Here is a 13,263-nt window from a genome sequence, read left to right on the forward strand (position 1 = left end):
CGAAATCTCAACTCGCGATTTTTTTGACTGTCTGCTCAGAGTTGATTTCGTTCAGCAGCTTTTGAACGTTTGCTTCGGCCAAAGCAGTCAGCGAAGAGGTGTCGAGTTGGGCTTGAGATAAGTCGATCGGCTCACCAAAGCGAACGACAGCTCTGCGTTTTCCGCGAGATGTGGGGCACTGCAAATCGAAAATGTCCTCTTCGAACTTATCAATCGTTTCCGCCATGCGTTCGATTGTCGGGTTCTCGACAGTGTAGTTTCCGTGATAACTCGTCAGTTGAGTCACAAAAAACATATCGTCGAGATGCCGCTGGAGCGTGGCGATATGCTCTGCGATCTCCGAGTTCGAAGAGTCATCACTGACGCTGTTTTGCGCCTTCTCAATCTCGCGAATCAAGTAGCTTCGGATACCGCGAATCTGCTCAGTGATATCCTGTGATCGCTGCTTGAGACCGTGCGCCGATCGAACTTTTTCAAGGATGTTCTCAGCCAGGAATCGAAGTCTTGCCGGGAGGTCACCGGTTCCGGACTCTCCGAGGTACTCGATTTCTTTCGACGAAAGAAATCCGTGACCAAAACGATAGATGCGATCCAGCAAGGGGAGGTCAGGCCGCGGTCGCCAGCGAATCCGTTCCTCGAGTTGATTCATCATCCCGACGAGTTCATCCGTCGGATCTTGCGTGTAGAAACACTTCATGCCGCATGGATAAACATGAATCGGACGTCCGGAACGCTTTGCTGCTTTAAGTGCGATCGCCGCCGCGCCTTCCCGAAACGGCATGACTCGGTCGTTCGAGTGGTAGATATCACCCTCGGAAAAGACGGTTAAAGCATGCTGATCTTCGCTGAGAATCGAAATCGCCTGTTTGATTGCTTTAGTGTCCGTCCCTTCACGATTGATGCTGAAGCAACCGTGGCGTTGGAGAAAATGCTTTCCGGGTGTCGTCGACATTCCGAAGACTTGCCACGCCGTCATAAAATGCGTGTGCCAACCCGCCTGCAAGGCTGCCTCAATGAGAACGTACGAGTCGTAATGAAACGAGTGATTCGGGAGAAGCAGAACGCCGGCTCCCGCATCGAGCGAATTCCGGATCGCCTCAGCCCCGAGCACGTCGATCGAACAGATTCCCTTCTGTTTCAAGTCTCGCAGACGAAACGAACGGACTAAGCGAATCAATCGCGGACTCAGCCGGGACGGCCACCACTTCGGAGGAGTTTGAAATGGTTGAGAGTTCATGGGAATTCGCCGTTGGTCCCGGGTTCGTAGATGTGCAATGACTTCCCGAATTTCCGAGGTTCGCGAAAGTTCACTTTCGATAGGGCGTCAACGCGGTGCCGATCTCACGGACGAGAAGTCGATTCTCAGAAAGCTTCTCTTGGAAATGTACCGATCACAATTGAAGTTCCCAAGTTGATTTCGGTGCGGATTTCGCAGTCTTCACCATGGCGAGATGAGTTGTGGTGGCACCACTTTCCATGAGTGAACCTGAAATGCCCATCGCGTTCATCGAATTTTCACACGGGTGATTGGAGTGAAAACTGGAATCTCGGACGGCGACCGCTTGAATGAAGCGACTGACTTGTGGGCCATTTGAGATTTCTGTGTTTCTCAGCTCTTCGACTGGTCGAAATTCTTGGGAGACGTCACTACCGACGCCATGTCTGGAATACTATCATCCATGGGAAGTCCCAGGGAAAGCATTGCGCGCTTTGGAAAGCGTGGGAATGGAAGGGGATTTGACCCTTCTCTGTCATTTCAACGAAGATTGATTCAAGATGAGCATTGAGTGGGAACTGCCGAGTATTGGCGAAGGTGTTGCGGAAGCAGACGTCGCGGAGATCCTGGTCTCCGTCGGAGATACTGTCGCTGCCGAGCAGCCTCTCATGGAATTGGAAACAGAGAAAGCTGTTGTCGAACTTCCAGCGCCTCACGCCGGGAAAATCGAGAAAATCGTTGTCGACTCTGGTGACACGATTCAAGTCGGCCAAGTGTATATGGTGGTCGCTGCAGAAGAGGGTGCAGACAGTTCTCCTGCTGAAAGCGAGCCACCTGCAGCAGAAGAGCAGGCGGCTGAGCCTGAAGCCAAGGCTGCAGAGCCCAAACAGGAAGAAGCCCCGAAAGCTGCTTCCGCTCCCACGGAGATGGTCACAGGCGAAGTCGAATTCGCTCTTCCTCCACTCGGCGAAGGTGTTGATTCGGCAGATGTCGCGGAAGTGCTCGTTTCCGTCGGTGATTCCGTCTCCGTCGGAACGCCACTGATGGAGCTGGAGACCGAGAAAGCCGTTGTGGAACTCCCCAGCGAGCATGCTGGCAAGGTGACGAAAATTCACGTCAGCTCGGGCGATTCAGTGACGGTCGGGCAGACTGTCTTTTCATTCGAAACATCATCAGTGGTCTCGTCTGGATCGGGCGACAAAGCTCCGGCTTCACCACCTGAGAAAAAATCTTCCGGTGCTGCGAGTTCAGAATCTCCGAAAGCTGCCGCAACTCCTTCCAAACCTGAATCGCAGACAGCAGTTCAAGCTCCTCCGAAGCAGAGTGTCGCTGCTGAGACTGAAAAAGCAGCGGAAAAAACCAACGGAATTCCAGTTCCCGCTGCCCCCTCAACACGCCGTCTGGCACGCGAGTTGGGAGTCGATCTCACTCAGGTCAAAGGCACAGGAAGTGGTGGACGGATCAGCGCAGACGATGTGCAGGCATACGTCCGAAAGCGTTTGCAAGACCCTTCCGGCCTGATCGTCGGTCGATCAGGAGGCTCGGGAGAGATGATTGCCTCAGGCTCCATCGCTCCACCACCGCTCCCTGATTTCTCCAAGTTCGGAGAGATCAACCGTGAGAAGATGAACAAGCTCTCGCGGACAGCTGCGGAGAATCTCACCGTCTCGTGGAATGTCATTCCGCACGTGACCCAGCATGATCGTGCAGACATCACCGACCTCGAAGCTGCTCGCAAGCGATTCTCGAAAGGGATCGGTCAGAACGGGCCGAAAGTCACGATGACTGCTATCGTGATCAAAGCCTTGACCACTTGCCTGCAGGGATTTCCAAAATTCAACAGCAGCCTCGATCCCGAGACCAACGAGATTGTCTTCAAGAAGTTCTACAACATCGGCTGTGCAGTCGACACGGATCACGGTCTGCTCGTCCCCGTCATCAAGAATTGTGACAAGAAAAGCATTCTCGACATTGCTGCTGAGTTGACCGAAATGGCTGTCAAAGCTCGCGATCGAAAACTGCCCGTCGATGACATGCAGGGTGCAACCTGCACGGTTACGAATCTCGGAGGAATCGGTGGCGTCGGGTTCACTCCAATTGTGAACTACCCCGAAGTCTGCATTCTGGGCATGTCACGCGGCCAGAAGGAACTTCAACTCATCGACGGAAACGTTCAAGAGCGATTGATGTTGCCGTTGAGCCTCTCTTACGACCATCGCGTCATCAATGGTGCAGACGCAGCACGATTCCTGGTTTCGTTCTGCAATCTTCTTGCAGATCCGTTTCAACTTCTGACAACCGTCTAAAGCGAATGACTGAGTTGTCGTTAAGGTGAGACGTTTGAAAAGTCGCCCCGAATTCACAGATCGCAGGATGGATTTGAAGAGAAACCTTCCATCCTGCGAATTCAAGGCCTTTCGAAACGACAGGCGGGCGTTGAGAAATCACAAAATGAGTCTCATGAAAGATACATTGCATTCACTGGCTTTCAGGAGTACGATCATTGTCAATTGTTTGCTCGATCGACCTGTCATGCCGGGTCACCGGGAGTGAATGCCTCATTACGCCGACTCGCTTAACGCGGCGCATTCTCCATTGGGTATTCACTGAGCTTGTTTCATGAATCAGCAAACTAAAGACTTGTTCGACGATTCCTCGATGACCTTCGGGGAACACCTCGAAGTTCTTCGAGTGCATCTGATCCGTGCGATCATCGGTCTCGTTATCGCGGTAGCTATTTGCCTGCTCAACGGGACAGCACTTGTCGATTTCATTCGTCGACCAATCGACCGGGCATTGGCGAACTACTCCGATGTGTCAGTTGAAGACGACGTGGCCAGCGGATGGAAGGAAGACTGGGGACTCGACACTCTGTCCGAATTGATCTTCGGGAAACCACCGAAAACCGAAATCGATGATGAGACCGGCGAAGTGGTCATCATCGATGAAGAAGAAAAACTGGCGCATCCCGATGTCGTGAAAGTCCGTGTTTCAACGGCAGAGTTATCAAAGGCTCTCAACAGGGTTGTTCCGGACCAGTTTCCTGTAGCGGCGACTCCAGATTCCAATGCTTCATCAGATTCAAGTGATCCCGATGTTAAACCGTCTCCAACAGTGACGCTGACGCTTCAGGCACCAGAGTTTGCTCAATTTCAAGCAACGGTCGAGCAGTCGCGTCGTGCTGTGACGTTGAACGTTCAGGAAGCGTTCTTGACCTATGTCAAAGTGTCTCTGATCGCCGGGCTCGTCCTTTCAAGTCCTTGGATTTTCTATCAACTCTGGTTGTTCATCGCCGCCGGTCTCTATCCTCATGAGCGAAAATTTGTTTATCTCTACGGCACGATGAGTCTCGGGCTGTTTCTGGTTGGTGCAGCATTCTGTTTCTATGCGGTCTTTCCCTTCGTGCTGAACTTCCTGTTGAAATTCAATTCGACACTGGAGATCAGCCCGCAGATCCGCATCTCCGAATGGATCAGCTTCGCCGTGATGCTGCCATTGATGTTTGGAATCAGCTTTCAACTGCCACTGGCGATGCTGTTTCTTGAACGGATATCCATCTTTACGGTCGCCCACTACCGAGAGCAGCGAAGGATGGCCATTCTCGTGATCGCCATTCTGTCGATGCTGCTCACTCCTGCCGATCCGATGAGTATGTTGTTGATGATGATCCCACTGATCGGCCTTTACGAGTTGGGAATCAAACTCTGTGTCTGGGCGCCTTCTAAGTCGCCATTCGATGCTGAACCATCTGTCTGAATCTGAAACGGTGTTATGAACGAATCCGTCGACTTGCCTGTCAATATCTCGGTTCAAGAAGTTCGCGATCTGCTCAACGGACCTCAATCAATCGTGTTCGTTGATTGCCGCGAACCGGATGAGTACGAAACAGCGAAAATCGAGGGAACGGTTCTCATTCCACTCAGCGAATTCGCTGATCGTGCGAACGAACTCGAACCTCACAAAAACGATCACTTGATCATCCATTGCCATCACGGAGGCCGTAGCCTTCGAGTGACAAACTGGTTGAGACAACAAGGTTTTCAACGCGTTCAAAACATGGCTGGCGGCATCGATCAGTGGTCCGTCGAAATCGACGATTCGATTCCACGTTATTGATCGAAGTTCAAACCCTTGAGCGGTACACCTTGCAGCTTGAGATGTCAGGAGGCTCATCAACTCGAGGAAATGCAATCTCCCGACATCACAAGAGGATTCTCGTCGAGGATTTCCTCGATTCAGATCGTCTTTGCGTTTCAGGATGAGAATCAACTCGCTGAACATGGCGAATAAAGGTTGCGAGGAAGCCCCAGACTCAATTAGCATTCGCACGTCGAAACTGATTCACCGCCTGAATCGCTTCGATTGTTTCTTTGGCCGAGTGGCGGAATGGCAGACGCACGGGACTTAAAATCCCGAGGAGGGTAACCTCCGTGGGGGTTCGAGTCCCCCCTCGGCTACTGAATTTGACAGTCTTTCGTGACAGTCAGATGGGCTTGCTTGCTGAGATGTAGTTGTCGTCCTGCCCAGGAATTCTCTCTTGAAATCCGTCTGAGGCGAGGGTTCTCTTTGGCAAAACAGATCACTGCGTGTTTTGGTTTTCACGCTTATCTGAACGAAAAGACTTCGAGTTGTTGTGTTGTTCGAAAGTCGCTTCGAATTTGGCTGATGTGCCTCTGCACTTCGTGGCGTCAGTGGTGGTCACGTCGTCTCAGTTGCTCGACGGGAATTTTTCTCTTGAGGCTTCTCGAAATTGTCTATGAAGTTCTGTGCTCAAGTGCTTAACATTGACATTGAAATTGTAGGCAGATTGCAAAACGGGCGGCATTTTGCGGGGTGGAGAGCAGCTTAGTGCGGCTTTCTTTGAACGAGCACGCTTCAGTAGTCAGAGGGCAAAGCGATGTCGAGCACAATCAATTTTGAGCATGGAGCACTCATTAGCGGGAGGAAAGGTCGGTACAGCGGAGTGCTGGATGCATTCATTGATGAAAGCAAAGCGAGCCATAAGAACTCAGTGCAAATTGAAATCATTATTCGAGTGTTTTTTCGAGATGCCTGGAACAACTCGAAAGTCAATATCGACAACAAGGGGAAGTCGAAGTGGACGGACACCAACGGAGTCACTCACTGGGTTGAACTTGCTCCTTGGCCGAAGGGAAAGCTTCACAACTGGTCGAAGCGGTTCGTGAGTAACACGAAGAAATTCTGGGACGGGAAGCTTTGGCTCAAGACTCCGAAAGCATACAAAAAATTCAATCTGCAGACTAAAGGTTACGTTTATCGTCCGAACGTCTGGTGTCGGTTTACTCTGGAGTCTGTCCAATCCCGTAATCTTGCTCATTACGACATTGATGTTGCATATATCAAAGACAAGGATGATTTCTTTCGCTCTCACTCAGTTTTGTACGACTCAAACGACAAGCAGAAGACTTGGCGGCACGAGGTCGGACATTTGATTGGCTTAGCGCACCCGAGTGCCGGAAACAACTCCGCTCACGCGTACGATGATGTTCCTGGATATCCTGACGACGCGATGGGGCGAGGGACGAAGATCAACACGTTGCACGCAAAGCCTTGGCAGGCAGCATGTGCGTGGCTGACTGGTACGAAGCGATCACAGTGGATACCTGCAAACAGCTTTCAGAAGCCGAAACGGCTGCGAAAAGCTTGACTGTGTGCTCGTCGACGTGATGGAACTCTTGCATCGAATTCTGGGTGGAAAGCTTATTGCAGATCATTGGCAGTCGTCGCTGGATTGCTTTTCCGAATCATCACGATGAGTCCGATGCTGGAGGCTGCCCAGAAGATCATTGATGTTAGGTGAATGTCGGGGGCGGGCCAGAGGAGGGAGAAATGTTCCGAGATTATTCTCCAGAGAACCAGGTGGATTGTGGTCGCGACGAGCAGCAGTCCGGTGAGTGGCCACTTTTGTAACCATCGCCATGCGGAGTCTGAGATCAAAAGTTGGAATAGTCGAAGCAGCAAAGTGATTGCGATGATGTTGCAGACTGCTTGCCACCCCAGAATGGTTCCGATCAAAGCGGCGCCAGCGACGAACTCGCGTTCAAATCCGAGAGATGGCGTTTTCCGGGGAAGGTTTAACAGGACCAAACTTCCAATCGTCGCACCAGCGGCAGCTCCGATGAAAGTAGTCAGGAGTGCCTGAGGAACAGACATTTCCCAATGCGATGGCTGCACTGGTGACCAGGAGACAAGAAGGAGTTCGGGCCATATGGAAAGCGGTCCAATTGCGAGCAGGAAGGTCGTGGCGATGGCTCGGAGTGGCAGCTTCTGGCCATCCATGCGAATGAGGGACCAAGTGAGAAGAGAGACCAGCAGCAAGCAATGGTAAAGGTAATAGCCAACGAGGTCCCATTGCGTGTACAGAAGTGTCCACACGATTCCAGCGTGAACGTTCGGATAACGACACGGCAGATTTTGTCCGCCGGAGATCAATTCGGCAAAATAGAGCAACAGGAAAATGCCGCCAGTCACCGCTTCGACGATTGGATAGCGAGATGAAATTGGGGCAGAGCAGTTGCGACATTTTCCTCTGAGAAGAATCCACGCGAGAACGGGGATATTGTCTTTTCCCGCGATTTGCTGATCGCAGCTGGGGCATGCTGAACGCTTACGGATCAGGGATTCTCCGCGAGGAGTGCGGTAGACGATCACGTTGAGGAAGCTTCCGACCGTCGCTCCGAGCGAGAAGAACCAGCAGACCATGAACAACTCGGTCGTTTTCAGTCGGAGGCTTTCTGAAAAGGTCATGTCGACCAATTCTTGAGACGTTGGGCCAGGAATTCGAAATGGCTCCAACAGTGCATCCACACTCGGGATGAGAATCATGTAGCCGATGAAAATTGAGGCGAGTAGCCAGCCCCAATACTTGCGAAGCAATTCGTTTTCGAGCAGAAGCGTGATCGTTTTTCTGAGTATCCAGCCGCGATCCCAAAGCCACTCAACGCAATCGAGCAGACAAATGATGGTGAGTACAACTGCCAGCACGCCGAGCGAAAACGGCCCTTGTCGTAGCCAGTTGGGGTAGTCCAGAAGTGTTGGGCTAAAGCGTGCGAAGTAAAGTCCGACTGCGAGCGTCGCTGAGATTGCGATGGTTAACGTTTTGCCTCGCATCCAGCCGACTGTGCGCAGTGCATACCAGGCAGACGAGACCGCAACAAACCAACTCAACGGATTCCACCATTGCGTCAGCCATAACACCGTCGAGAACAAAGCTTGCGCACCCATCAACATCGCGATGCACTCGCCGATTGGTGTCAGTCGGAGAATCGTTTCGGGATGCGTCTGGGGTTGTTGTTTTGTAAGGACGACGGAGTGGTCCATGGTTACATCCCAATACAACGTCGATGAATACTTGCGAGGGAATTGGAAGCCTCAGACATGTTGTGCCTCCGCAGGCAGAAATCGATCGGGTTGATTAGCAATGAGCCGCTTGCATCTCTGCCAGGCAGGGGCGACTTCTTCCGTCGGAAGTACATGTCGTTTGCCGTCCTTCCAGGTTTTCAGGACTCGTTGGCGATACTCGAGGCCGTAATCTCGAAGAACCATAAGTTCGTAGTTGCGTATCCAATCGATGAGGTCGACGAGTAGACCAATGCAGTCTGGACGTTGTTCAAATGTTGGCCGGGCTGTATCCGGGATGTCCTGTCGTGACCAGCACGGTCGGGGAAGTCGCGAAAAGTTGGAATACCTCGCTTCAAACCGATCCCGAAGGAGCAGCAGGCCGCCTTTGTCGTCGTCTCCCCAGAACAACCCGAATCCTCGCACCACAATTCGCTGAGATGAATTCACTGCCAGCGAATAGACGCTGGAGCAATCTCCTCGGTCCGGGGGAGGCGGAATACGTTCAAAACCCATTTTGACTAAGACGTTGCCTTGCGGGTGAAGCACGTCCTGTCCCCAGCACCAGACCTGTTGGCTGAAAAGTGCAGCGGCCTGGTTCAATGATGATAAGTGTGAATTCGGAAAGATGGCTTCCGTGCCAGTCATGACGCAACTTCCTTTTGCGTTTCCCATAAAGCGGCAATATTCGAGATCGTCCATGCGGTCGCCGCGGCGAGTTGGAAGACATCGCCAACTGTGCTGATTCCATACGCAAACACACTCAGCACCCAGCAACTGCTCGCAACCATCTGCAACGCCCAGTTAAAGGTTAGGGCTGACTGCGAGAAAGTTGGACGCTTGGTCCTTTCGATCATTTCAATTTTCAACAGACACACTCCTCTCCACAACATGACAGATCATCGAGATACATTCCCCACTTTCGGTATTCCTCGAGACCCTCACCTGAGAGCCCGAGAGATTTCGCGACTTGTTTGGCCACAACTGCGAACCGTTGACGAAACTTGTAGATGAAGCAAAAGACATGGTTGTCGTGCCGCACCATCGGCCCACACAAGAACAGGCCCGGCGTGATCGTTGATTCATCGTGTTCGTTGAGAACTGGGTAGCCGTCCTCGCGTTTCTCAAACAGATCGATGATCAGCTTCTGACTTCCGGCGAATCCAGTTGCCAGAAGTGGTCGAGTGCAAGTCTTCAACGTGCTTTGATCACCCAGCAAGATTTCATATTCATGATCTTTTCGAGTGACAGCTTCAATTTCTGTGTCTGCAATCAGTTCCACTTGCGATTCAAAGAATTCCTCGCGGGTCCGCTCTCGAGTGAAGGTCGACAGTGCCACGCTGGGATCGGAGGACTCATCTTTCCATGGGCAATTCTGATCGATGACTCGAACTGTTTTTCCAAGTTCCGCAATGTGATATGCCGCATCGATTCCTGACTCGTACCCGCCAATGATGACGAAGTTGTCGCCGTCGAGGTCCTCGTAGCTTCGAATTGTCGATGTGTGTCGACAGAGTTCGGCCCCCGGAAAACTTCCCAGGTTCGGGTATTGGAACTCTCCCGCTGCCCAGATCACATTCTTGCAGCGAAGGGTGTCTTGAGGGGTGTCGAGAAGAAAAACATCATCGACCTTGGCCACTCGTTGAACATCGATTCCGGTTTCGATTTGAAGTTCAAAGTGCTCAGCAACAGCCTTAAGGTGAGAGGCGTATTCGCTTCCGGTCGGATGTTCGACTTCCAGGCTGTAAGCGGGAGAGACACCGATCGCGATGGAATTCAAATCGAGCATGCCGATGGAGTTCGTTGGGAACGATGGCGTGATGAAGCGAGTTTCTGCTGGCCATCGCTTTAATGAAGCTCCCACTTCGTGACGATCGACGATGACAAAGTTTTCGACTTCCGCATCTTTGAGTGCGACGCCCACTCCGATGCCGGCCGGTCCAGCTCCGACGACAATGACATCAAAAATATGCTGATCCTGCTGATTCATCTGCAATCCCTTTTGAGATCGGTTTATCTACAAATCAAGATGGGTTGGGGACTGCTTCGGTGACAAATTCCCACTCGGGAAGGGGATCAGAAAACGTCGACCAGACTTCTGGGCCAGCAGCGAATTCTTCGTCAGTCAGCAAGCATTCGTTGAGGACTGATCGGATGTGGTCTTCATCCATCGACTGACCGATAAAGACAAGTTCCTGTCGACGATCTCCGTAATCGCCTTGGAAAAGAGCAATGATCTCCGCGGCGAATTCTGGTTCAGTCGGCCATTCCTCATCGCTTGCTGCCGCCCACCAGTGGCCAGCCGGATCGAGTTGAATCATCAGACCAGCATGCGACCATTCACAGGCCCAGTCATTTCTGGAAGCGATCCACATGAATCCTTTGCTGCGCAACACTCCTCGCAGGAAGCCCGCTTCGATGTCTTTATTCAGTTCTCTCTCGAGACGTTCTGGATGGAATGGTCGACGAGATCGATAGACAAAATGGGAGATGCCGTACTCTTCGGATTCCGATTCAACAGCTTCACGCGGTGTCGACATCCATTGATCGTTTTCCTCGGCCCAGTCGGAAGAGAATCGCTGGGTGTGCATCACTTCTGACAATGGAACGTTGGAATTCGTTGTGGAGATGATCTTTGCTGCGGGATTGAGTTTTTGGAGGAACTTTTCAACTCGCAGCCGTTCATCTTCGCTGACAAGGTCGACCTTGTTGAGCAGAATGACATTGGCGAATTCAATTTGATCGATCAGCAACATCGAAATGTCACGATCGTCGGTCTCGTCTAACCCCAGATTGCGATCACGTAATTCGTCGAGTGAAGTCAGGTCTTTGTGGAAATTTTTCGCGTCGACAACGGTCACGAGAGTATCAAGCTCTGAAACATCCCCAAGCGAAATTCCATTCTCGTCTTCGAAAGTGAATGTCTCAGCGACCGGTAAGGGTTCTGAGATTCCAGTCGATTCAATCAGCAGATAGTCGAAGCGATCGTCGCGGGCCAGTTTGGCAACTTCGATGAGAAGATCCTCACGGAGCGTGCAGCAAATGCAGCCATTGGTCATCTCAACGAGTTGCTCTTCTGTACGGCTCAATGCCGCTTGTCCGCCACGTACCAACGAGGCGTCGATATTGATTTCGCTCATGTCATTCACAATAACGGCAACCCTGCGGCCTTCACGGTTTCGCAGAATATGGTTCATGAGCGTGGTTTTACCGGCACCGAGAAAGCCTGAGAGAATTGTCACCGGAAGTTTGTTCGAGCGATTGGGCATTCGAGTACGTCCATGAATGGCGGGGTCTGACAAGTGTCACTTCGCGTACATTCATAACGCAATTGCACAACGTGTGCAAGAGGTGCGGACGAGCTGATAGGTGATTCGGACTGATGTCCGATTGGGGATTGTGGCGAATCGCAAACCCCCCATCTGGGACTTCGCGCGGCAGCCGAAGAGCGATTAGAGCTTCGAATGATAAGTTCAGTTGAGACAAACGCGCTCAGACGGGCAAGCGGTTGCCGACCCGAAAACTATCGCTGAATGGGAGCATCTTTGGGGAGAAGAAATTTGAGAGCTTTCGGGATGATCCGAAACTCGAAAGACTCCGCTCGAATCGGTTCCCCGTCTAGGTTCATCTGCATCAGCGAATTCGACTCGATTCGAACCGCAGGTAACTGAACCGAATGGACGAACTCATTGGTTTCCGCGTTCATTTCCTTCATCTCGCTGAAAATCTGTCCGAGCCGCGTCACGTCGACATCTTCGATTCCCAGAACGTCGAGCATTCCATCGTTCAGAAACGCATTCGGGGCGACCTGAAATCCTCCGCCTGCGAGTCGTCCATTCCCCACTGCGACGACAAGCAGATTGTCCTGCTGAATTGCTCCGTCGGGATCGACAATTCGAGCATGATCCGGTGAGGCCGCAATTGCGGAGATCAGCCCGACAATCGAATAAGCCGCTCCGCCTAATGCCTTCTTCAAACCGTCCGGAGTGTTTGTTGTGACTTCAGCTCCGAAGCCTCCGCTGGCGACGTTCAGGAAACATCGATCGTTGCAGCAGGCGATATCGATCGCAACGGGGGTGGCTGAGAGCGCCAATTGCAAAGCAGCCATTGGGTCTCCGATGGGGATTCCACAACCATTCGCGAAATCATTGGCTGTACCAAAAGGGACGACGCCCACGGATGTCGCAGAGGCGTCCTTCAATTCCATGAGACCTTGCACGACTTCACTGACCGTTCCGTCTCCCCCGACAGCGATCAGGCGGGAAACTTTCTGCTCTCCCAATTCTTGAGCGAAGCGGGCAGCGTCCCCAGCTTCCCAGGTGACATGTACCGAGATCTCAGCCCCTTCTGAGCGGCACTGTTCAACCGCCAGACGTAAGTCAGGGTTTCCGGCAGCTTTCCCGTTCACTATCAGACTCAACTCTTTAGCAACAGACATTGGAAGATATCCTGACTGATAAAATCTGTGGATCGATTTGAGTCGGTGAAAATCGGGAGTTGTTGGGATTCCGATTCTCAGCGGACAGGCAAAGGGTTGCAAGTCTCTCTGAGTGGCATTTCTCAAACCGCTTTTCAGGGATGACAAACCTTAGACAGCTGAACCTTCGTCTTCGTATTCAACTCAGTACTTGCCATTGAACGACACTCATCGACTGCAATTTCTGCGAAGCTGAATTCCCGATTCGTCA

11 protein-coding genes and 1 tRNA gene are annotated in these 13,263 nt (G+C 51.9%); 5 read left to right on the forward strand and 7 right to left on the reverse strand.

Features of this window, described 5'->3' with window-relative positions:
* Positions 1-7: 7 nt before the first annotated feature.
* Entirely contained in the window at positions 8-1,237 is a 1,230-nt protein-coding gene (locus tag AB1L42_RS18945) for a 1-acyl-sn-glycerol-3-phosphate acyltransferase (protein WP_367059730.1), read from the reverse strand.
* Between the two features lie 539 nt (positions 1,238-1,776).
* Here AB1L42_RS18945 and AB1L42_RS18950 point away from each other — a divergent pair.
* The 5 genes from AB1L42_RS18950 (at position 1,777) to AB1L42_RS18970 (ending at position 6,884) form a co-directional block, all read left to right on the forward strand.
* Positions 1,777-3,522 carry a 2-oxo acid dehydrogenase subunit E2 gene (locus AB1L42_RS18950; protein WP_367059734.1) on the forward strand — a complete coding sequence of 582 codons (1,746 nt, stop codon included), beginning with the start codon at positions 1,777-1,779 and terminating at the stop codon, positions 3,520-3,522.
* Positions 3,523-3,835: 313 nt separating this feature from the next.
* Positions 3,836-4,972 (forward strand): twin-arginine translocase subunit TatC, encoded by a 1,137-nt coding sequence (gene tatC / locus AB1L42_RS18955; protein WP_367059737.1) that lies wholly within the window; start codon positions 3,836-3,838, stop codon positions 4,970-4,972.
* Positions 4,973-4,987: 15 nt separating this feature from the next.
* Complete coding sequence (locus tag AB1L42_RS18960; protein ID WP_367059740.1) at positions 4,988-5,332, forward strand: rhodanese-like domain-containing protein; 345 nt, start codon at positions 4,988-4,990, stop codon at positions 5,330-5,332.
* Between the two features lie 256 nt (positions 5,333-5,588).
* Positions 5,589-5,673, forward strand: a tRNA-Leu gene (locus AB1L42_RS18965).
* Between the two features lie 440 nt (positions 5,674-6,113).
* Positions 6,114-6,884 carry a hypothetical protein gene (locus AB1L42_RS18970; RefSeq protein ID WP_367059744.1) on the forward strand — a complete coding sequence of 257 codons (771 nt, stop codon included), beginning with the start codon at positions 6,114-6,116 and terminating at the stop codon, positions 6,882-6,884.
* A 53-nt stretch (positions 6,885-6,937) separates the two neighbouring features.
* Here the strand turns inward: AB1L42_RS18970 and AB1L42_RS18975 are convergent, their stop codons facing one another.
* The 6 genes from AB1L42_RS18975 to yegS all read right to left on the reverse strand — a co-directional run bounded on the left by AB1L42_RS18975 (position 6,938) and on the right by yegS (position 13,013).
* Positions 6,938-8,557: a prepilin peptidase gene (locus AB1L42_RS18975; RefSeq protein WP_367059747.1), complete on the reverse strand. Its 1,620-nt coding sequence runs from the start codon at positions 8,555-8,557 to the stop codon at positions 6,938-6,940.
* Between the two features lie 51 nt (positions 8,558-8,608).
* Positions 8,609-9,223, reverse strand: a complete 615-nt coding sequence (locus tag AB1L42_RS18980) for a hypothetical protein (protein WP_367059750.1) — start codon at positions 9,221-9,223, stop codon at positions 8,609-8,611.
* Positions 9,220-9,453 carry a hypothetical protein gene (locus AB1L42_RS18985; RefSeq protein ID WP_367059753.1) on the reverse strand — a complete coding sequence of 78 codons (234 nt, stop codon included), beginning with the start codon at positions 9,451-9,453 and terminating at the stop codon, positions 9,220-9,222. The genes AB1L42_RS18980 and AB1L42_RS18985 overlap by 4 nt, the downstream gene beginning before the upstream one ends.
* A complete protein-coding gene (locus tag AB1L42_RS18990; protein WP_367059756.1) occupies positions 9,441-10,565 on the reverse strand; it encodes an NAD(P)/FAD-dependent oxidoreductase in 1,125 nt (374 codons plus the stop codon). Before AB1L42_RS18990 ends, AB1L42_RS18985 begins: the two co-directional genes overlap by 13 nt.
* A gap of 34 nt (positions 10,566-10,599) precedes the next feature.
* Positions 10,600-11,844 carry a GTP-binding protein gene (locus AB1L42_RS18995; protein WP_367059759.1) on the reverse strand — a complete coding sequence of 415 codons (1,245 nt, stop codon included), beginning with the start codon at positions 11,842-11,844 and terminating at the stop codon, positions 10,600-10,602.
* A gap of 254 nt (positions 11,845-12,098) precedes the next feature.
* Positions 12,099-13,013 (reverse strand): lipid kinase YegS, encoded by a 915-nt coding sequence (yegS, locus tag AB1L42_RS19000; protein ID WP_367059763.1) that lies wholly within the window; start codon positions 13,011-13,013, stop codon positions 12,099-12,101.
* Positions 13,014-13,263: the final 250 nt, after the last annotated feature.

The sequence above is a fragment of the Thalassoglobus sp. JC818 genome, assembly GCF_040717535.1.
Lineage (GTDB): Bacteria > Planctomycetota > Planctomycetia > Planctomycetales > Planctomycetaceae > Thalassoglobus.